We start from the raw sequence: 20,395 nt of genomic DNA, 5'->3' as shown, positions 1-20,395 counted from the left end.
ACAACAGGCTTAGCTTTTCAATGAACCGCCTGAAGTACGAATCACGTCTTGATACCAGAAAAAGCTTTTCTTACGTTTACGTTCTAGCGTTCCTTGCCCATCATCATGACGATCGACATAGATAAAGCCGTAACGTTTGCTCATCTCAGCGGTTGAGTTCGCGACCAAATCGATTGGCCCCCAGCTGGTAAAGCCCATCAACTCAACGCCATCCAGAATCGCTTCGTGTGCTTGCACAAGGTGGTCGTTCAAGTAAGCGATGCGGTAATCATCTTGAATCTCACCGTTTTCATCGATTTCATCACGTGCACCTAAGCCGTTTTCTACGACAAACAGTGGTTTTTGGTAGCGATCGTGAAGGAAGTTCAGCAGAATGCGCAGGCCTTTTGGATCGATCAGCCAGCCCCATTGGCTCTTCTCAAGATATGGGTTTGGTACGCTATCGACAATGTTACCCACTTCCTTCTGTTTCGGGTCTGCACTTGCACAGCCACTTGCGTAGTAGCTGAATGAGATGAAATCGACACTTGCCGATGCAATTTCTTCTAAGTCGCCTGCTTCCATCTGAATTTCGATACCGTTTTCACGGAAGTAACGCTTCATGTAGCCAGGGTACTGACCACGTGTTTGCACATCACCGAAGAACAACCACTTGTTGTTTTCATGCATGGCAGCAAGCACGTCATCAGGGTTACAGGTGTATGGGTAGTTGATTGCGCCAAGCAGCATGTTACCAATCTTGCCGTTTGGTACGATTTTCTGACACAGTTTTACCGCTTTTGCGTTTGCGACTAGCTGGTGGTGAATCGCTTGGTAAATCTCTTGTTCATTGGCGTCTTCTTGCAAACCAACACCAGTAAATGGTGCGTGTAGAGACATGTTGATTTCGTTGAAGGTTAACCACAGCTTCACTTTGTCTTTGTAGCGTTCCAGCACGGTGCGAGCATAACGTTCGAAGAATTCGATGACGCGACGATCGCCCCAACCGCCATAGTTTTCAACCAGTGCGTAAGGCATTTCGTAGTGAGATAAGGTCACGAAAGGTTGGATGTTGTGCTCGGCAAGTTTGTCAAAAATTTTATCGTAGAACGCCAAACCTTCTTCGTTCGGTTCTAACTCGTCCCCGTTCGGGAAGATGCGGCTCCATGCCAAAGAGAGACGCAGACAGTTAAAGCCCATCTCTTTGAACAGCGCGATGTCTTCTGGGTAGCGATTGTAGAAGTCGATCGCCACGTCTTTGATACCCGGTGTACGCTCTTCACGGGTTTGATGCGGACTCAAAATACCGTTTGGCAGCATGTCTGATGTCGATAACCCTTTACCCCCAAGGTTGTACGCCCCTTCTACTTGGTTTGCAGCAATGGCACCACCCCAAAGAAAATGTTCAGGAAACTTAATCATGCTTCTCACTCTTTATATTTAGGAAATGTTTGTGGATTTATTGCTTGAGAATAGTGTAGGAGACACCTCGATACTTGTATCGAGATCGTATTTTTATCAGTTCATCACCAAACGTCAGTAATGATAAACATTGATATATAGGATGGTTGTTAACAATGCCAACCTAAGTGAATTTAGATTGGCATTCATATTCAAAACGTAAATGCTAAATTCGCCGCCGCACCAAACTGGTTATCGCCAGCGTAAGAGCCAGCGAGGTCTAAACTGATCACATCAAAAGGACTGATGCCAATGCCACCTGTCACTGAGTTATCGAGATTATTTTCTAGGTCAATTTCATAACCAGCGCGAAGTTGTGCCCACCCCCAAGCATTCCCCTCGATACCGACACGAATAAACTGAGTGTCATCGTCGAGCTCTTTAAAGCGCTTTTGTCTGGTGAGATCGGCGTCTAAGCTCAGAGCTACATAGTTCCCGACATAACCGATGCCAACTGTCGCTTGTGGTGTGAGTTCGTAGGTATAGTTGCCCAGTTTTGTTTCAATATCTTGCTCGAAGACGTCTTTTAATGAAAGGCCTGCTCTAAATGCGTTGTGATACCAAGCGACCCCAAGATCCATATTGAAAGTATTCTTTGATACTTCACTTTTGTCGTAATCCTCGATATCAAAGTCGTCTAGTGTTGTACGTTGTGTGTAGGTTTTAAGTTGTTGGTATTTTGGTGTAATACCAAATGCGAATTGTTGTTCGCCTATAGTGTAAGCACGAGATAGAGCAATACCATATTCCACATTACCGAAAGCAGCTAGGTTAACGGCAGAATTGAGGTATCGATCTGCGGTGTTTGTTGAATCTGAGATATCGGGTGCAGCAAGTATCTCCACATAACCAGTGCTAAACAGGTTTACAGACATGTAGCGCGTCGGAATAGCAATTGCGAGGCTTAGCCCTCCGTTAATGACAACTGGGACGCTCTTATCCAACTGATCGAGGAGGCGATTAAGCTCGGCCTCGTTCGCTGGAGTAGGAATGCCCTGAATACTATCATAAAGGTCTTGGGCGTCATCTACGGCTGACAACGCTTCATCCTCGTCGTGGATATTGACCCCGACAGCCGGAATGAGCAGACCGATATCATCATTTTCTCGATAGAGGGCACCCAAGGCTGGGTTATGTAGGGGCGCGGTCAAATAGTCAGCAGAAACGACGCCTGTATTTCCCATACCATGACTTCGAGCGTCGGCAGCGTAAGGTGCAGAAAAAGCGTGAGGTGATAATATAAAAAGCGCTCCTGTTGCAGCTAAAGTTATTTTTCTCATAACGCATCCATTCTTACTTTTAAATAATTACTTATCATTAAATTAGACGGTGGGAGCTAAAACTGGTGTCAACCACCAAAAATTGTTCTGATGAATGGTATGTGGCGATTCATCAGGTTAAGCGTAGGTTAGGCAACTCGCTTTATAAAGTTGAACAGGATTTATATTGCTCTCTTATTGAGAGAAAAGGATTGAGAGATGGGAGAAGTTAGGTCAGCTTCGGTGAGGAGCGAGTTTAAATACTAAGATGAAGGACATTCCTTCAGTAGTGTTGAGCTGTGCGCTGACTTTCCCTTGCATATCACGCATATTGTTGGCTGTAATCGCTAAACCCAGCCCCAACCCTTCACCAATTTTCTTTGAGGTTTGGAAGGGTTCGAACATGGATTCAAGCATCTCATTCGACACGCCGCAGCCATTATCACTGACGATCAGTTCGACCTGATTGTCGGTTGGATTGACGATCAAGCTGAGCTGCGGGTTGGTGGTATGGTTCATTGCGTCTAGCGCATTCGAGACAAGATTACCGAGCACCTGAAGCAGTCGTTGTTCTTCGCCCATGATGTTAGGTAAGTCATGAGGAACTCGAACACGCACATCCACTTTGTCTAATTGGGTTTGATAAACGCGTAAGGTCTCTTCGAGTGCAGAGGTGAGAGAAATTGCCTGTAAGCTTTCTGGTTTGTTGTAGGCGAACGTCTTTAACTGACTGGTCATGCTTGCCATACGATCAATCAGCTTCTGTACCAAAACATTGTTGGCTTTCATCATCTCGGTTTCGCCACGTTCCGCTAGCAGCTCGTTCGTGGTGAGCAGGGTACGCAAGCCTGTCAGTGGCTGATTGAGCTCATGAGTAATCGCGCTCGACATACGACCCAAGGCGGCCATTTTGCTCGATTCAATTAACTGGCTTTGCGCTTCTTTTAGCGCTTGAGTTCGCTCTTCAACCCGTAGTGCCAGTTCTTGGTTGACCTGTTGCAGTGACTGTTCGGCTTTTTTCCGCTTGCTGATGTCGATGATCGTCGCAAGGAAAAACTGCTCGCCATGCCAAGGGAAACTGGTTAGCGAGAACAGGACAGGGAAGACGCTTCCGTCACTGCGTCTGGCAATGGTTTCGACCGTGCTGATCTCTGCGAGCTCTTTATGTTTAGGTAAATCCTTGAGCAACTTAAGTGTGGTGGAATTAGGATTGCCTGCGTCGAATAATTCCCAAGCAAAAGCGTGTCGATTGACGCTTTCTGGTAAACAGAACAAACGCTTCGCCATTGGGTTGAGATCGAACAGTTGTCCTTGTTCATCAATCAATAGCAAACCAACGTGAGTTTTATTGATCATCTGTTTCAAGCGGCGTTGGGACTCTTCCAACAGGGCTTGAATTCGCTGTTGATTGATGTGCTTTTGGCGACGTTGTAGACCAATGATGACGAGTAATATAACCAATAAGAGTAGCGCTGCTACGCTCCAACCAATTACGTTGATGGTTTGCTGAATCGGCTTAGAAGGGGTGAGGTAGCTTACGTACCAATTCAAATCATCCAATTTTACGGTGTGCGCAAAATAGCGTTGCTGATTGAGCGTCCACACACTGATATTGGTGTTGTCGTATAAGCGCTGCGTTTCTAACTGAACGGTGTTGCTCGGTTCGTTAAACCAGTCTGCGTTATAAAGCGAGCTGCTTGATAGGAAAAAGCGTTGCTGGCGATTTTGCAACGTAATGATGTCTTGGCTAGTAATGGTCTGTTCGGTCAACAAGCTGAGGTTGATCTGCACCACCACAATGCCTGCGATATCCAGACCGTCGTAGATAGGGGCTGCAAGGTAATACAACGGACTCGAACCTTTGGTTTTGTTCACCAAGGAAACACCACCGCCTTGATTGTGAATTTGTTCCACAATGGCTTTTCGGTCAGACAGGCTAAAGCGCTCTTCGATCAAACTTGAGACCAATACTTCGCCAGAGTTTGACAGGATTAGCCAACCTTCGGTATTGGCGGCTTTATCTAGCTGAGTCAGTTGGGTTTGCAATGGCTCGTAATAAGTCAGATTCCCTTTCACAAACGCGATGGTTTCTGGGTTATTGGTTACGAGGTAAGGTAAGTGGTAGAAGCGTTTGAGTGCACGGCGAACTTCACCAATATAGTCGAGTAGTTTTTGTTGAGCTTCGGTTTGAGTTTGTACACTCAACCACTGACGGGCAACCTCTCTGCTGGCGCTATAGCAAGACAACATCAGCACTGCCGCAATTGCGACCACAAGCCATGTTTTGCCATTCCTTTTGCGCTGCATACCGACTCCATTCAGCTAGTGCGTTCTCACCAACAGTCATTAAAGAGTGCGCCTAACTGGTTGGATGTTAAAGACTTGTAAGCAAGAAGTGAGATCTAGCTCCTTTTCTCCTCAGTGGTTTTTGCTACCGTTAATAAAGATCGATTTCTTTCCCACCCCATAAAGCAGGCAGTAACTCATGGCTTTTGACGACATCCCTAAAATTGCACTTATCGAAGACGATGACATTGTTCGTCAGGCTACCAGTCAGTGGCTGCAACTGGCGGGGTTCGACGTGACCGCATTCAGTTTAGGAGAAGAAGGGAAAGCGGCCATTCTTAGCCAAGAATTTGATGCGATTGTCAGTGATGTTCGCCTGCCGGACACCGACGGCTTGTCGATACTAGAAAGCCTGATTGCTAATCACATCCCAACGCCAGTTATCTTGATCACCGGACATGGTGATGTCGATATGGCAGTTGGGGCGTTGCAAAACGGTGCGTTCGATTTTATCGAGAAACCTTTCCAACCTGAGCGCCTATCCCAACGAGTAACCGAAGCGGTCGAGAGCTATCGCGCACAAACGTCTACTCAAGATCGCCAAGAGTACCTATCTAGCGTTAGCGGTTTAGAAGAGGTGTTGATTGGGCGAAGCCGAGTGATGCAACAGCTTAGAGAACAAGTAGCCAAGTTAGCACGCATTGATACCAACGTGATCATTTACGGCGAAACAGGTTGTGGTAAAGAGCTGGTGGCGACCAGTTTGCATAATGAAAGCCAACGGAGAACCCATCACTTTGTGCCAATCAACTGTGGCGCTATTCCTGAGAACCTGTTTGAAAGTGAGCTGTTTGGGCATGAAGCGGGGGCATTTACCGGAGCGGGTAAAAAGCGCATTGGTAAGTTGGAATACGCGGATAAAGGCACTTTATTCTTTGATGAAATCGAGAGTATGCCGCTGTCCATGCAGGTTAAAGTCTTACGTTCATTACAGGAACATACGGTTGAGCGCGTTGGGGGTAACCAACAGATCTCGGTTGATTTAAGAGTGATCGCCGCCGCGAAAGAAGATCTCAATGATCATGACGAGTTTCGTCAGGATTTGTACTATCGTCTTAATGTGGCGCAGATCTATTTGCCACCGCTACGTGAGCGAGAAGAAGATGCGTTGATCTTGTTCGAACACTTTGCTCTGAAAAGTAATCCTGAGAGTCGTCCGCTGAGTGAAGCCGATAGAAAGGCCGTTCTTGCTTACTCTTGGCCCGGTAACGTACGTGAGCTTAGGAATGTAGCGATGCGTTTTGCATTGGATGAAACCGTCTCCGTGATGGAAATTCTCTCCAGTCGACCATCCTCAACAACCGAAGAGACGCATGCGGGCGTGCCGTTGGCGATTCAGCTACATAACTTTGAACGTAAGGTGCTACATGATTCTTTAGTCAGGCATCATGGACGCATCAATGAGGTGATGCAGGAGTTGGATTTACCACGTCGAACCCTTAACCAAAAGATGCAGAAGTTTGGTTTGAATCGCTCCGACTATACTTAGTGCGATTTCTAGCTAATTCGAAATTACTGGCATAACAAACACGTTATGCGCTTTTGGCTGGAGCTGGGACAAACTTATAATTTAGGTCTTTCCCTTCTCCAAACAAGGTAACGAGGTTCCTTCCAGTATGTTTAGAGCTATATAGCGCTTCGTCTGCTTCAGCAAGCGCCTCTTGAAGTGATTGCCCCTCAGATAACTGACTGATACCAAAGCTCATGGTCACTTCAGTTTTAAATGATTGCAAAGCGGTTTCAGTTTCGACCGCAAGGCGAATTTGCTCTGCGAAAATTTTGGCTTGCTGTGCTTTTTCGAGCAAAACAATCATGAACTCGTCACCACCAAATCGCACAATGCAGGCTGACTCAGGAAGATGCTTTTTAAAAATAGTGGAGATCGTTGCCATGACGGAGTCGCCAACCGTGTGACCATAGTGATCATTAATCGCTTTGAACTTGTCGACATCAGTCATAATAATGCTGATTGCTTGGCTTTTTTTATGTGCTTTACTAACCAAGTTTGGAACGATTTCTTCCATGGCTCGACGATTATATAGCCCTGTGAGTGCATCTAAATGAGAGAGATCATTTATGGATTGCACCAAGCGTCCGTTAATTAACCACAGCATACTAAAGCTCAAAGCAACGATCAGGCAGATGCTAAATAAGAAAGTCAGCTGATGGATAAGGCCTGCGACCATAAAACTTGGTAACTCACCTGAAAAAGTACTCCAAAGCGCCCTAAATCCCATAAAAAAACTAAATCCAAAGAAAGAGTAAGCCATTGCTTTAACAGGGAGCTTTAAGTCCTTTTGGGTACCTTTAAGCATGGCGACACCACTAAAGAAGGTGACGATACAAATATACATGCTCAGATAAATAATGCGGCTTTTGATAGAAGGGTCATGGAAGGTGAAATAGTAAAATGAACCACTGAAAACAGGTGTTAACAAGGTAAGACAGTGAGCCAATTTTAAAGGATATTGACGAAAAATGCTTACGCTATATAGCGTAAGCAAGAAGCCGACTAATATGAGAGTGTTGGCTATGACGATGGTCAGCCATTCTGGCGCAGAGCCTCTAAAGCCAAGTAAAAAAGGGCCTAAACCAATAAACAGTAGTGATATCGAGAAGGTTTTTAAGCCTTTGACTCTACCCTGAGTGTATTGATAACAAAGCAGACTAATAGAGTAAATGCAAGAGAACAGAATAACGATAAAGTTCAGTGTTCTGATGTCTAGATACTGATTATCCATAGGCGACCCATATCAATCTTTCATTCAGGCAACTCCTTTGCCTGATATCAATAAGCGAGCTACATAGTAACGCACTTATTGAGCGATGTCTTATGTTAAACGGCTATTCATTCACCAGCTCGAATTGTTCGGTTTGGTTGGTTTTCGTCGTAAACAGCAGACCAACAATCATCATAAATACGCTAGGCACAATCCAGCTAGCAAAGTCATTGTACAGAGGCATGTAATTACCCATCCACTCATCAGTGGAACTTGGCATGTAACCTAGGATGTGCAGCGCATCAACACAACCAAACATTAGAGCAGTGAACGCGGTTGCGACGACCATGATTTGCGACATCTTGTCGCGCACTGGTGCCATGATCATCAACGCAATCGCTACTGGGTGAAGCGCCACAACCGCTGGTAATGTGATAGCCAATAGTTGCTCTAGACCTACGTTGGCGATCAAACCAGCCAATACCATGGTCGTGATAACGCAGCCTTTGTAGTTCACTTTGCTGAAAGTGTTGTCGTAGAACTCACTGCCTGCGGTGGTTACGCCGATAGCAGTAGTCAAACACGCCAATACCATCACGGCACCTAGTAATAGTGAACCAAATGCGCCGAAGTGGCTGAAGGTGAATGCCGTTAAGATGTCGCCACCGTTACTGAATTCAGAACCTAAGTATGAGCTTGTTGATCCAATGTAAGCCAATGAGATGTAAACAAATGCCATGGCAACGGCGTACATCAAAGCTGCAATTAGCGTGTATTTTGCGGTGGCTTTCGGACAATCCACACCCATGCTGCGAATCGCTCGGAAGATGATCCAACCAAAACCGATAGAACCTAGCGCGTCCATGGTCATGTAGCCTTGGGTTAAGCCTTCAGCAAATGCGCCAGATACATATGGTCCCGTTGCAGTAGTAAGCTCGCCGGCTGGATAAACCAGAGCGGTTACAGACATGATCACTAAAATAGCCATCAATGCCGGGGTTAAGATCTTGCCTAGGTTGTCGACTAATTTGCCCGGGTATAGCGCAAACAAAATGGTGATAACACAGAAAGCAATTGTGAAAGGTACCAAAGCGGCATCACCAAACATTGGTGCAAAGCTAAATTGGTAAGCCACGGTAATCGCACGTGGTATTACGAATGCAGGACCAATCACGATAAATACCATTACCCAAAAACTGGTCGCCAAAGGTTTAGGTAGGGCGGCGGTTAATTTGTCTGAACCGTTTACGATAGCCACCATCACCAGTGCCATCGCAGGCAGACCTACACCCGTCAAGAGGAAGCCAGACATCCCGCTCAGAAAGTTTTCACCTGCTTGGTAACCCAAAAATGGAGGGAAGATCAGGTTACCCGCGCCTAAGTACATGGCGAAAGTCATGAAGCCCAAAGCGGCGATATTGCGTGCGCTTAACATTGTTATTCCTCTTATGTTTCGCTTGGAAGAAACTGAAAGGAATGGGAGGAGTATGTGGTGTTCCCGTCAGCTTCTTCTCAAGCTGACAGAAAGTTTAGATATAGCCTGTCAGCTCTGAATCAGTTCCAGAGAGAGCAGGAGGATCGCAGCAGCAACGCCAGATGGGCGTTTTAAAGCGAATTGTGATTGCGCAGTTGCTGACATGAGTGATCCTGAGTGACAAAAAAGCACCAAGGAATACGTTTGCCTTGGTGTGTAGTTACCCTAACGAACATGAGGCTATTGGCACAACCCCGAAGTAGAAAATAAGTTGATACGGTCAATGTTTGTTTCTGAACTGGTGGATCGAACTGGTTTTTAAATTCAAAATTAGAATAAATGACTTTTCATTTCATTAACATGGCTTGTTTTGCTGTATTTTTGTGCTATTTGTAGTCGTTTAGGCTATAAGCCTCCGCTGGTAAAGTGAGCAGTTTAGAATGATGCGCTTTTTATTCTTATTGTTAAGACGCTCATTAGTTGTAGTCCAATCCAAAATCACGTCGGCAAAATATTGCTTATCAGCCAATCGTGCATTTATTTTGTCTTGATCACATTTTATTAACCTTTTGCGATCTAGGCGTGCAACCTTCTCCTCTTGAATAAGCAAGATCTTGCTCATCGCTTTGCTATCAAATCAGCATAATTTTGCTCACTTTTGATGTCTTTCTGTACTTATGTCAATAAATACAATGACTTAAAAGTTGGCATTTCAATTGCTTTAGGGAATTTGTTGTTAATAAAGATTTAACATGATGTAAATCCCCAATCGTGAAACGACTACACGGAGAGTAATAATGAAAATGAATAAGCTGGTAAAAGCTTTGGCTGTCGCTGTGACTTCTTTTGGTATTGCTGCTAACGCTGCGGCAGAAGATCGTAGTTACATTCTTGCAACGGCATCGACAGGTGGTACTTACTACCCTGTGGGCGTAGCGTTGGCGACGTTAAGCAAAGTGAAATTGGCACCAAAGCACCACTTCTCCCTTTCTGCAATCAGCTCTGCGGGCTCTGGTGAAAACGTCAAACTGCTGAACGAAAACGAAGCACAGTTCGCGATTCTACAAGGTCTTTACGGTGCGTGGGCTTGGTCTGGAGAAGGTCCTTATGAGAAGAGCGGTCGCCAAGAGCAGCTGCGTTCAGTCTCTATGCTGTGGCAAAACGTTGAGCACTTTATTGTTCGCTCTGACTTAGCAAAAACTGGCACAGTGACTGACCTGAACAACCTAGATGGCAAGAAGTTCTCTATCGGTAAGAAGAACTCTGGTACTGAGAACTCGGGTCGCCAAATCATGAAAGGTCTGAAGGTCGACCCTGATAAATTCAATCTTGCTTACATGGGCTACGGCGGCAGCGCGAGCGCACTTCAAAACGGTACCATTGACGGCATGAACACGCCTGCAGGTGTACCTGTTGGTGCGGTTACTCAAGCTTTTGCTGCGTTGGGTAAAGACATTTCGATTCTTTCGTTTACCGATGAGCAGATTAAAGAGGCGAACGGTAACTACAACCTATGGACGAAGTACGAGATCCCAGCGAACACGTACCCGGGTCTAGATAAGCCGATCACCACCATTGCACAGCCAAACTTCTTGGCAGTTCGTGAAGATATCTCGGAAGAAGACGTTTACCAGCTAACCAAAGCGATCTACGAGAACCTGCCTTTCCTACAAGGCATCCACAAAGCAACAAAAGCAATGGCGATTGAGAAAGCGATTGCTGGCTTGCCAGTGCCTCTTCACCCAGGCGCGGCGCGTTACTACAAAGAAATGGGCATCGAAATCCCATCAGACCTAATGGCGAAATAACGCCTACTTCGCCCCGAGTTTCGGCTCGGGGCATTTTATCCCTACCGATTTCTAAGATGGAAAAAGCCGCTAGAGCTTGGAGTATGAGATGAGCGACTCAATAGAAAAGGAATTGCAGAAGTTTGAGCTGCCCACGCGCACTGATTTTCCGTGGGTAACCACCACAATTACAGTGTTTGGCGTGGTGTTGTCTGCTTTGCACATTTGGTTTAATACCTTATCGACGTTACCAGAGTTATGGATTTCCGCGACCCACTTTGCTGGCTTTGCGGTGATTTGTGCGCTTTGGTATCCGGCTCATATCTCTCTCAAGCAGAGTAAGATTGCACTCGGTATCGATGTGTTAATTGCTATGGGCGCGGTCGCGTGTTTGCTCTACATTCCCTATGCCGAAGATGCGCTGTACGAACGCGGTGTGAAGTTCGTGACCAGCGATTGGGTCTTCGCCATCATGGCAATTCTGATTGTTATTGAGCTGATTCGACGCACCATGGGCTGGTTTATTCCAGTGCTGATTGTGGTGTGTCTCAGTTACGTTGTGCTCTGGGGTAAGTGGGCAACAGGTATTTTCCACTTTCCGGGTTTGAGCATGGAAACCTTGCTCTACCGCAGTTTCTATTCCTCTGAGGGCATGTTTGGCTCTATTTCGCGCATCAGTTGGACTTTCGTATTCATGTTCATTCTGTTTGGTGCGTTTCTCGTTCGCTCTGGTGTTGGTGATTACATCATCAATGTGGCACGTGCTGCGGCTGGCAAAATCATTGGTGGTCCGGGTTTTATCGCAGTGATTGGCTCCGGTTTGATGGGCTCAGTATCGGGCTCTAGTGTGGCAAATACGGTTTCCACCGGTGTTATCAGTATTCCTTTAATGCAAAAAGCAGGTTTCCCTTCGCGCTTTGCGGCGGGGGTTGAAGCTGCAGCGTCGACAGGTGGTCAGTTGATGCCACCAGTGATGGGGGCGGGTGCTTTCATCATGGCGTCTTACACGCAAATTCCTTATGTTGATATCATTGCGGTGTCTTTTATTCCTGCTCTTATCTATTTCTTGTCTGTGGCGTTCTTTGTGCGTATCGAAGCCAAACGCAGCGGCGTTCAAAAAATCACGACCAGTGATGAGTCTCTACTGAAAGTGCTGATCAGCGGTTGGCACAACCTTATCCCGCTGGCGGTATTGGTTACTCTGTTGGTTCAAGGCTTTACGCCAACTTACGCTGCTGGCTTGTCGATCATTTCTGTGGTGGTGGCTTCTTGGTTCTCAAAAGATCACAAGATGGGACCAAAAGCGATCATCGAAGCACTTTCACAAGGTGCGAAAAACATGGCGACAACCGCCGTATTGCTGGTGGGTATCGGTTTGGTGATCAACGTGATCAGTACAACGGGCATCGGCAACACCTTCTCATTGATGATCGACGGTTGGGCGAATGGTGATTTGTTCATCATGATCGTTCTGATTGCGCTCGCTTCTCTTGTTTTAGGTATGGGTTTACCCGTGACAGCGGCGTATATTGTATTGGGCACACTGTCCGCCCCTGCGCTTTACAAGTTGATTGCGGAAAACCAATTGCTTGAATTGATGGTGTCAGGTCAATTGCCTGAACAAGCAAAAGCCATCTTTATGTTGGCGGCGCCAGAAAAGCTGGAACTGCTTAATGCACCAATGGCGTTGGAAACGGCGAAAGAAATGGTGGCGCTAGTACCCGCGGACTTTATGGAAACTCTACTAGAACAAAGTTTGGGTATGGAAGCGGTAGGCTTGGCATTGCTGGCTGCTCACCTCATCATCTTCTGGCTATCGCAAGACAGCAACGTAACGCCTCCAGTGTGTTTGACCGCATTTGCTGCGGCAACCATCGCGAAAACACCGCCAATGCGTACTGGTCTGATGGCGTGGAAAATCGCCAAAGGTTTGTATCTTGTACCGCTACTTATTGCCTACACAGGCTTAGTCAGTTGGGATGTGACGTCAGTGATTACCGTAGGCTTCTTTGCCATCATCGGTACCTATGCATTGATTGGTGCGATTGAAGGCTACTTGGAAGGTCCTCTAAACATTCTGATGCGTCTTGTGTTGATTGTGGTGGGTACATTGCTGGTTTGGCACGACATCCCAATGTTGATTCGTGTGGCAAGCTGCGCGGTATTTGTCGCGGTGTTCATTTACAGTGGTCGCAAGTTCAAATTGCAACAATCTCAACTATCGGTTTTATAAGAGGTCGTATGAAATCAGTCTATGACTACATCATTGTTGGTGGCGGTATCGTTGGTGTGTCGACAGCATGGCAACTGCAGCAACGTCATCCAGACAAATCCATTTTATTGGTTGAGAAAGAGTCCGGTTTTGCCAAGCACCAAACCGGACACAATAGTGGCGTGATTCATGCCGGGGTGTACTACGCTCCGGGCAGTTTAAAAGCCGACTTTTGTAAGCGTGGGGTAGAGCGAACCATTTCGTTCTGTGCTGAGCACGATATTCCGGTGGAGAACTGTGGCAAGTTGTTGGTTGCGACTAATGAGCAAGAAGTCGAACGCATGAATGCCCTCTATGAGCGCTGTCATGTCAACGGCATCGACGTAAAGCTACTCGATGAAGTTCAACTCAAGCTGGCTGAGCCAAACATCACGGGCTTGGGCGCGATTTATGTCAAAACCACCAGTATTGTCGATTATCGTTTGGTCACTGAGCAGATGGCGGAAGAGTTCAAAAAGCTCGGCGGTCAAATCAGTCTGAGAACCAAAGTGGTGGCTGCCGAAGAGAAGGATGAAGAAGTTCAACTGACCTGCATTTCAGACGGGCAAACCATGCAACTTAATACCAAGTTCTTGGTTACTTGCAGCGGCTTGATGGCGGATCGCATGACGAAGATGATGTCTATTCCAACCGATTTCCAAATCATCCCTTATCGTGGTGAATACTACCGCTTAGATAGCAAACACGACCAAGTGGTGAATCATCTTATTTATCCAATTCCCGACCCTGATTTGCCATTCTTGGGCGTCCACCTGACTCGCATGATTGATGGCAGTGTGACTGTTGGTCCAAATGCGGTTCAAGGCTGGAAGCGGGAAGGGTACGACAAGGTTAACTTCAGCTTGCAAGATACCATGCAAATGCTCAGTTTCTCCGGTTTCTGGAAGGTGACACAAAAGCATCTAAAAACCGGACTGGATGAGTTTAAGAACTCGTGGTGGAAGCCGGGCTACCTCAAGTTGGTCAACAAATATTGCCCTAGCATCAAGGTAGAAGATCTCAAACCATATCCTGCGGGTATTCGCGCACAAGCGGTGTTATCCGACGGAACCTTGGTTCATGACTTTTTGTTTGCCGAGAGCGCCAGAAGCCTACACGTTTGCAACGCGCCCTCTCCCGCAGCGACATCTGCAATGCCGATTGGAGAGTACATTTGCGATAAAGTGAATGAGAAGATAGAGGCGAAAACCGAGACGGTTTAACAGTAAAAAGCCATGTTAAAATATATGAGCGAAAAGAATGCTTTTCTAGAATATTGACTGGTATGTTATTTGCCGCACAATAATGTAATTAGTATGTAAGAAATGGTTTTAAAGTGTCGTAATACAATGTCAACTTCAAATTTTATAGGTGATTTTTTGTTCTTTCAGTTTTAATCTTCATCAGATGGAGGGACTATGATTACAAAACAGCACCTTAGAAAAGTATGGAAGAATGAAACTAAAGTTTCAGAAGACTATTTAGTGATTATAAGCAAAGAACTTTCTATGAAGATCTCTGAATGTAAGTTAGACAGTGAACTGAGACTGTCACACTTTGTCGCTCAATTAGCAAAAGAGGTTGGTCCTGGAATGAGAATGGAGGAAAACCTGAATTATTCAGTTCAAGGATTGAAAAGCACTTTCAGAGTCTATCGGAATAGGCCGGCGTTAGCTGAAAAGCACGGGAGAAAAAATGCCATCAATCAAAAAGCAAACCAAGAAGCGATAGCAAATAATGCCTATGCCATGAAAATAGGCAATGGTGATGCAAGTACCGGAGATGGATGGAAATATCGCGGTAGAGGAATGATACAGTTAACAGGGAAAGGAAACTATTTAGCGACAGAAAGCATACACGCAAATATTTGGAATGAAAATACGAGTTTCTCTTCTTCGCCCCAGTTAGTTGCTCAACCTAAATATGCCATCAGGACTGCTATGATTTTTTGGCTGAAGAATAAACTATATTTAAAAGCCGATAAGGGAGCATCTAGAACGGTGACTGATAGTATTACTAGGGTTATTAATAAAAATACAGATTCATATGGACAACGACATGAGATATTTACCGAACTGTATAAAAAAGGTATTTTCAAAGAAATTTTTAAGTAGGGCTTTTGGAGCTTGTTTGATAGTACATTACCCTGCATTTTCCTTTCAGTTAACTAGTGTCGACGATGGTTATTTGTTGACTGATAATAAGTTTGAATCGGATTATATGGTATATACTCCGGGCGCGAAGGGAGCGGAAATTACTGATGCATATGACTTCACTTGTGTTGGTAGCAAAATCGAAGTGGTTAAAATTAGAAGTGAAATTAACAATGCCGTGACTCATGGAGAGCAGCTCCAATATTACTTTTTTCTTGTTACTGAGAATAAAGCTTACTGGCCACTTAGAATTGTTGAATCTTTCCAGACCGTGGACAAAGATTCCCAGGAATTAGTGTCAGAACATTTACCTTTCACAAAAAATGATGACCTTGGGTTAGCTTGTGATTTAGTTAGGCCTCAGGTTGAAAGCTATTACTTTTCCCAAGCTTTTGAAGCGATACCTAAACATACCAACAATAAAGGCGACTGAATCAGTCGACTTTATTGTGTCGGCTGTAAAGTTGTAGTGTCTATTGCTATTTAGGGCAGAGTTCCCCTTTCTTGGCGTGTCTTTCTATCATGTAATCGCCTCGGGCACTGTGCAATACAATTGCATTCCAGACTTTACCATCTTGCAACTCGAACTCAAACGCATAATGGGTGCCGCCGACTATTTTCGTTCTCACCTCATGAATTGCTTTCAATTTATCATCGGCATTCATTTGATAAAGCACCATGTTGAGTGAGCGTCTGGCGTCAGGAGTTGCCTCAGCAAGTTGCCAATGGCCCTGCTCGTTTGTTGCGGAGCAAATAGACCGCATTTTACTTTTCATGGCGGATGACATCTGCTTGTCTACGGCCAAAGCATTTGGTGAAAACAGTGGAACCGTCAAAGGAATCAAAGTTACCAGAAACCGCTTTAAGGTCATAAAAACACTCCGTTGTTTTACTCTTGCTTGAGTATAGACCTCAATGGCTTCAGATGTGGTGCAGTAGACTCTGGGCCTACAATATCGCAGTTCGTATCAACGAACTGATGATAAACAAGGCGACCACGCTTGCCAGCCAAATGCCAATGAACCACAAAATGGGCTTTAGTTTCATCAGTGATATCCTTCTCCACGTTTCATCTTGCCGCGGAACACCCAGTACGAATAAGCCGTGTAGGCTATGATCAGAGGAAGTAATACCACCGCACCGGCAAGTAAAAATGCCAAACTTTTGTCTGGCGCGGCGACGTCTTGATAAGTGAGTGCGAATGGGACCAAGTAAGGGAATGTACTGACACCGAAACCCATCGCGGACACAAGAAACAGGCCGATCGCAAGAACGTAGGCTCGGACGGCTTTGTGGTCGAGTAAGGCTTTGAATAGCTGCCAAATAAGTGCCGCTGTAATAATTGGTAAAATGAAAAACAGTAGCGAGTTTGGTAATGAGAACCAACGTTCAAATACGATATTTTGGCTCAATGGCAGCCACAAACTGGCGATGAATATACAGGCTACCATCGCTAGTCCCCATCGTCGCGCGACCACGTAATAGCGCCCCATCAGCTCTTCTGGAAGCTTGATTAATAACCAGCATGAACCGAGCAGAATATAAGCACAAACAAGCGCCAGGCCACAAAATACGCTAAATGGTGAAAGCCAATCAAACCATCCACCTGCGTATGCTCGTTCACTAACCTCTATACCTTGGAGCAGGGTTCCGAGCATAATGCCTTGCATCAATGCCGCGGTGAGTGAACCAATGAAAAAAGCGCTATCCCATAAAAACTTTCCGCGTTGTGTTCGGAAGCGATACTCAAAAGAAACCCCGCGCAGAATTAACCCGAGCAGCATTAAAATCAGGGGAGCATAGAGTGCTGGCATAATGACCGCGTAGGCGAGGGGGAACACGGCAAAAAGCCCACCACCGCCAAGAACTAGCCAAGTTTCATTCCCATCCCAAACAGGAGCGATGCTGTTCATCATCATGTCGCGCTCTTCATCGTCATTAGCGCTGAGGAATAGGATACCAATACCGAGATCAAAGCCATCTAACACGACATAAATCAGAACGGCGAGCCCAATCAAAGCGTACCAAATTAATGCGTAATCCATGAGTTAGCTCCTAGGTTAGATGGTTAGAATGTGTGATGGCATCGGTTTTCGTGCCATCAGGAAGTCGGCTATCTAGACCTTCTTCATATCGAGTTGGAGACTTACGCATCAAACGTAGGAGATAGAAGAAGCCAGCTCCAAAAACCACAAAGTAAACCACGATGAACGCCGTCAGGGAGACGCTCACCGCGGCGGCATCAATAGGCGATGCCGAATTGGCTGTGGTTAAAAGACCGTATACGGTGTAAGGCTGTCGACCGACTTCGGTAGTTATCCAGCCTGCTAAAACTGCAATGAACCCCGCTGGGGCAAACAGCACACAAATACGTTGAAGTGCCCTTGAATCAAAAAGTTTGCGACGTTTTCTTAGCCAAAGGCTCCACAAACCAATAACAAGCATGCCAAAACCAAGCGCGACCATTACTCGGAAAGACCAGAAAACGATAGATACAGGAGGGTGTTCCTCCTCTGGAAAAGCATCTAATCCCTTCACTTCACCGTTGAGGTCATGAGTTAAAATCAAACTACCGAGTTTGGGGATTTCCAGTGCGTATTCCATGCGTTTTTCTTCATCGTTAGGGATACCGAAGAGGATCAATGGCGCGCCTTGGTGAGACTCATAGTGCCCTTCCATCGCGGCGACTTTGGCGGGTTGATGTTCAAGGGTGTTTAATCCATGCATGTCTCCAGCAACGATTTGAATTGGTGTCACGATGGCAGCCATCCACATTGCCATCGAGAACATAATTCTGGCTAGAGGGTTATGGTTTGCTTTTAGTAAGTGATAAGCGGCAACGCCAGCTACAACAAAGGCAGTAGTAAGGTAAGCGGCGAGCAACATATGAACGAGCCGGTAAGGAAAAGAAGGGTTGAAGACAATCGCCCACCAGTCTTCTGGGACAAACTGTCCGGCTTCGTTGATACTATAGCCCGCTGGTGTTTGCATCCAACTATTAACCGAAAGTATCCAAAACGCAGACAAAAACGTCCCGAATGCAACAATACAAGTCGCGGTGAAGTGAAGCTTCTTACCCACCTTATCCATACCGAAAAGCATCACGCCTAAAAAACCAGCTTCGAGGAAAAACGCAGTAAAAACTTCATAACCCATTAGCGGGCCTAGGATTGGGCCTGTTTTGTCGGCAAACACGCTCCAGTTAGTACCGAATTGATAGCTCAACACGATGCCACTCACCACACCCATACCAAAACTGATGGCAAAGATTTTGATCCAGTACTTATAGATTTGCATGTACTGTTTGTTGCCCGTTTTTAAGTACAAGCCCTCTAATACAGCGAGATAACTTGCCAAACCAATCGTAAAAGCTGGAAAAATAATGTGGAAAGAGACAGTAAAGGCAAATTGGAATCTAGCTAGGTCAATGGCGAGTGTGTCCATGAGCGGTCCCTTTTTCGTTGGATAAACTGTTCGCCGGATTTAAAGAGGAGACAGAAGAGTGGCGAACAAGGTGAAATACGAAGAAGGAAGACGAAGAGATTAAAAAACGATCGCTTTTTACACATGTGCGTACCATCTTTTAGATAAAGGAGGAGCGTTATGAGCCTTAAACATTACTTTGAGAAAGCGACACCTAAGTTTGGTCCAGGTGGGAAGTATCACAAGTTCTACCCACTTTTCGAAGCTGTCGAAACCATTTTTTACACGCCTGGTAAGGTAAACCAGGGCATGACTCACGTTCGAGATAGCATCGATTTAAAACGTATTATGATCATGGTGTGGCTGGCGGTCTTCCCTGCCATGTTCTGGGGTATGTACAACATAGGCCAGCAAGCGAGTGATGCCTTGTTGTATGGAATGGATCAAGCCTCAGCTCAGCAAGCGCTTGTTTCTTCATGGCAACTGAGTTGGGTATGGGGCTCGTTAGATGCGGTTTCACAAGCGGGGTGGGGAAGTAAAATGTGGCTTGGTGCTACTTACTTTCTCCCGGCTTATGCGACGGTGTTTATCGTTGGTGGTTTCTGGGAAGTTCTGTTTGCTATTGTGCGAAAGCATGAGGTAAATGAAGGTTTTTTTGTCAGCTCTATACTCTTTGCGCTGATCCTTCCCCCGACAATTCCACTATGGCAAGCGGCTTTAGGTATCACTTTCGGTATTGTTGTGGCGAAGGAGATTTTCGGTGGTACTGGACGAAACTTCCTAAATCCAGCTTTAGCAGGGCGAGCGTTCTTATACTTTGCCTATCCTGCCAACATGTCCGGTGGTGCTGTGTGGGTCGCGGCTGATGGTTACTCTGGCGCTACTCCACTTAGTCAATGGTATGAAGGCGGGCAAAGTGCTTTGATAAATAATATGACAGGACAAACAATTTCATGGGGAGATGCTTTTGTTGGTAATTTACCAGGCTCGATGGGTGAAGTCTCCACGTTGTTGATCGCACTAACAGGCTTGGTTCTCATCTTTATGAAGATTGCATCGTGGAGAATTGTTGCGGGCGTGTTGGTCGGTTTAATCGGAGCTTCACTACTATTGAATGCGATCGGTTCAGACTCTAACCCCATGTTCTCCATGCCGTTCTACTGGCACTTCGTGATTGGTGGGGTTGCGTTTGGTACCTTCTTTATGGCGACAGACCCTGTCTCGGCAGCTTTTACCAATAACGGGAAATGGGCATACGGACTATTAATCGGCGTGATGACGATTTTTATCCGAGTGCTGAACCCGGCTTATCCAGAAGGCATCATGTTAGCGATTTTATTTGCTAACTTATTCGCGCCACTTTTCGATTACCTAGTCAAAGAAAGTAATATCAAACGCAGAATGAAAAGGGCGAGACCTTCTTAAAATGAGGGTGACCTCACTGAAAATTGATTGAAAACTGCACTATATTGAAAAGGTCAGAGACATGGGGTTTCTGACTTTTTATTTTTATCAGGAGGACGAAGACGATGAGAATAAAGG

At 45.7% G+C, this 20,395-nt stretch carries 15 protein-coding genes; 7 read left to right on the top strand and 8 right to left on the bottom strand.

What is annotated here, in order from left to right:
* Positions 1-9: 9 nt before the first annotated feature.
* The 3 genes from R7M92_RS03770 to R7M92_RS03760 all read right to left on the bottom strand — a co-directional run bounded on the left by R7M92_RS03770 (position 10) and on the right by R7M92_RS03760 (position 5,006).
* Positions 10-1,401 carry a glycoside hydrolase family 1 protein gene (locus tag R7M92_RS03770; RefSeq protein ID WP_213874393.1) on the bottom strand — a complete coding sequence of 464 codons (1,392 nt, stop codon included), beginning with the start codon at positions 1,399-1,401 and terminating at the stop codon, positions 10-12.
* Positions 1,402-1,592: 191 nt separating this feature from the next.
* Positions 1,593-2,720 (bottom strand): conjugal transfer protein TraF, encoded by a 1,128-nt coding sequence (locus R7M92_RS03765; protein WP_318132735.1) that lies wholly within the window; start codon positions 2,718-2,720, stop codon positions 1,593-1,595.
* Between the two features lie 213 nt (positions 2,721-2,933).
* Complete coding sequence (locus R7M92_RS03760; protein WP_318132733.1) at positions 2,934-5,006, bottom strand: sensor histidine kinase; 2,073 nt, start codon at positions 5,004-5,006, stop codon at positions 2,934-2,936.
* A gap of 178 nt (positions 5,007-5,184) precedes the next feature.
* Here R7M92_RS03760 and R7M92_RS03755 point away from each other — a divergent pair, with 178 nt between their 5' ends.
* Entirely contained in the window at positions 5,185-6,534 is a 1,350-nt protein-coding gene (locus R7M92_RS03755; protein WP_025768056.1) for a sigma-54-dependent transcriptional regulator, read from the top strand.
* 43 nt (positions 6,535-6,577) lie between these two features.
* Here R7M92_RS03755 and R7M92_RS03750 read toward each other — a convergent pair whose 3' ends face one another.
* The gene (locus R7M92_RS03750) at positions 6,578-7,786 is read right to left on the bottom strand and encodes a GGDEF domain-containing protein (RefSeq protein WP_053304666.1); all 1,209 of its coding nucleotides are present in this window, start codon (positions 7,784-7,786) and stop codon (positions 6,578-6,580) included.
* Positions 7,787-7,889: 103 nt separating this feature from the next.
* Positions 7,890-9,200, bottom strand: coding sequence for a branched-chain amino acid transport system II carrier protein (gene brnQ / locus R7M92_RS03745; protein ID WP_318132731.1), 1,311 nt, complete (start codon positions 9,198-9,200; stop codon positions 7,890-7,892).
* Positions 9,201-10,036: 836 nt separating this feature from the next.
* Here brnQ and R7M92_RS03740 point away from each other — a divergent pair.
* The 5 genes from R7M92_RS03740 to R7M92_RS03720 all read left to right on the top strand — a co-directional run bounded on the left by R7M92_RS03740 (position 10,037) and on the right by R7M92_RS03720 (position 15,863).
* Positions 10,037-11,047, top strand: coding sequence for a TAXI family TRAP transporter solute-binding subunit (locus tag R7M92_RS03740; protein ID WP_005374185.1), 1,011 nt, complete (start codon positions 10,037-10,039; stop codon positions 11,045-11,047).
* Between the two features lie 88 nt (positions 11,048-11,135).
* Positions 11,136-13,259, top strand: coding sequence for a TRAP transporter permease (locus R7M92_RS03735; protein ID WP_318132728.1), 2,124 nt, complete (start codon positions 11,136-11,138; stop codon positions 13,257-13,259).
* Positions 13,260-13,267: 8 nt separating this feature from the next.
* Positions 13,268-14,500 (top strand): L-2-hydroxyglutarate oxidase, encoded by a 1,233-nt coding sequence (lhgO, locus tag R7M92_RS03730; protein WP_262656194.1) that lies wholly within the window; start codon positions 13,268-13,270, stop codon positions 14,498-14,500.
* Between the two features lie 195 nt (positions 14,501-14,695).
* A complete protein-coding gene (locus R7M92_RS03725) occupies positions 14,696-15,391 on the top strand; it encodes a glycoside hydrolase family 19 protein (RefSeq protein ID WP_005374179.1) in 696 nt (231 codons plus the stop codon).
* Positions 15,336-15,863 (top strand): hypothetical protein, encoded by a 528-nt coding sequence (locus tag R7M92_RS03720; protein ID WP_250156491.1) that lies wholly within the window; start codon positions 15,336-15,338, stop codon positions 15,861-15,863. Before R7M92_RS03725 ends, R7M92_RS03720 begins: the two co-directional genes overlap by 56 nt.
* Positions 15,864-15,909: 46 nt before the next feature.
* Here R7M92_RS03720 and R7M92_RS03715 read toward each other — a convergent pair whose 3' ends face one another.
* From R7M92_RS03715 to R7M92_RS03705, 3 genes are all read right to left on the bottom strand, one after another.
* Positions 15,910-16,302: a cystatin gene (locus R7M92_RS03715; protein ID WP_262656193.1), complete on the bottom strand. Its 393-nt coding sequence runs from the start codon at positions 16,300-16,302 to the stop codon at positions 15,910-15,912.
* Between the two features lie 174 nt (positions 16,303-16,476).
* On the bottom strand, positions 16,477-17,475 hold the full coding sequence (gene cydB / locus R7M92_RS03710) for a cytochrome d ubiquinol oxidase subunit II (RefSeq protein ID WP_054574502.1): 999 nt from the start codon (positions 17,473-17,475) through the stop codon (positions 16,477-16,479).
* A 10-nt stretch (positions 17,476-17,485) separates the two neighbouring features.
* Complete coding sequence (locus R7M92_RS03705) at positions 17,486-18,874, bottom strand: cytochrome ubiquinol oxidase subunit I (protein WP_054576186.1); 1,389 nt, start codon at positions 18,872-18,874, stop codon at positions 17,486-17,488.
* A 159-nt stretch (positions 18,875-19,033) separates the two neighbouring features.
* Here R7M92_RS03705 and R7M92_RS03700 point away from each other — a divergent pair, with 159 nt between their 5' ends.
* Positions 19,034-20,278, top strand: a complete 1,245-nt coding sequence (locus tag R7M92_RS03700) for an NADH:ubiquinone reductase (Na(+)-transporting) subunit B (protein WP_318132727.1) — start codon at positions 19,034-19,036, stop codon at positions 20,276-20,278.
* Positions 20,279-20,395: the final 117 nt, after the last annotated feature.

It is taken from the genome of Vibrio sp. Vb2880 (genome assembly GCF_033337975.1).
Classification (GTDB): Bacteria; Pseudomonadota; Gammaproteobacteria; order Enterobacterales; family Vibrionaceae; genus Vibrio; species Vibrio alginolyticus.
This window is presented reverse-complemented; position numbering and strand designations above follow the sequence as displayed.

What these genes read in the sequence shown, in the direction of transcription:
- lhgO (WP_262656194.1), top strand. Translation starts at nt 13,268, where the DNA reads ATGAAATCAGTCTATGACTACATCATTGTTGGTGGCGGTATCGTTGGT.
- R7M92_RS03735 (WP_318132728.1), top strand. Translation starts at nt 11,136, where the DNA reads ATGAGCGACTCAATAGAAAAGGAATTGCAGAAGTTTGAGCTGCCCACG.
- R7M92_RS03765 (WP_318132735.1), bottom strand. Translation starts at nt 2,720, where the DNA reads ATGAGAAAAATAACTTTAGCTGCAACAGGAGCGCTTTTTATATTATCA.
- brnQ (WP_318132731.1), bottom strand. Translation starts at nt 9,200, where the DNA reads ATGTTAAGCGCACGCAATATCGCCGCTTTGGGCTTCATGACTTTCGCC.
- R7M92_RS03760 (WP_318132733.1), bottom strand. Translation starts at nt 5,006, where the DNA reads ATGCAGCGCAAAAGGAATGGCAAAACATGGCTTGTGGTCGCAATTGCG.
- cydB (WP_054574502.1), bottom strand. Translation starts at nt 17,475, where the DNA reads ATGGATTACGCATTAATTTGGTACGCTTTGATTGGGCTCGCCGTTCTG.
- R7M92_RS03740 (WP_005374185.1), top strand. Translation starts at nt 10,037, where the DNA reads ATGAAAATGAATAAGCTGGTAAAAGCTTTGGCTGTCGCTGTGACTTCT.
- R7M92_RS03770 (WP_213874393.1), bottom strand. Translation starts at nt 1,401, where the DNA reads ATGATTAAGTTTCCTGAACATTTTCTTTGGGGTGGTGCCATTGCTGCA.
- R7M92_RS03725 (WP_005374179.1), top strand. Translation starts at nt 14,696, where the DNA reads ATGATTACAAAACAGCACCTTAGAAAAGTATGGAAGAATGAAACTAAA.
- R7M92_RS03700 (WP_318132727.1), top strand. Translation starts at nt 19,034, where the DNA reads ATGAGCCTTAAACATTACTTTGAGAAAGCGACACCTAAGTTTGGTCCA.
- R7M92_RS03720 (WP_250156491.1), top strand. Translation starts at nt 15,336, where the DNA reads ATGAGATATTTACCGAACTGTATAAAAAAGGTATTTTCAAAGAAATTT.
- R7M92_RS03705 (WP_054576186.1), bottom strand. Translation starts at nt 18,874, where the DNA reads ATGGACACACTCGCCATTGACCTAGCTAGATTCCAATTTGCCTTTACT.
- R7M92_RS03755 (WP_025768056.1), top strand. Translation starts at nt 5,185, where the DNA reads ATGGCTTTTGACGACATCCCTAAAATTGCACTTATCGAAGACGATGAC.
- R7M92_RS03715 (WP_262656193.1), bottom strand. Translation starts at nt 16,302, where the DNA reads ATGACCTTAAAGCGGTTTCTGGTAACTTTGATTCCTTTGACGGTTCCA.
- R7M92_RS03750 (WP_053304666.1), bottom strand. Translation starts at nt 7,786, where the DNA reads ATGGATAATCAGTATCTAGACATCAGAACACTGAACTTTATCGTTATT.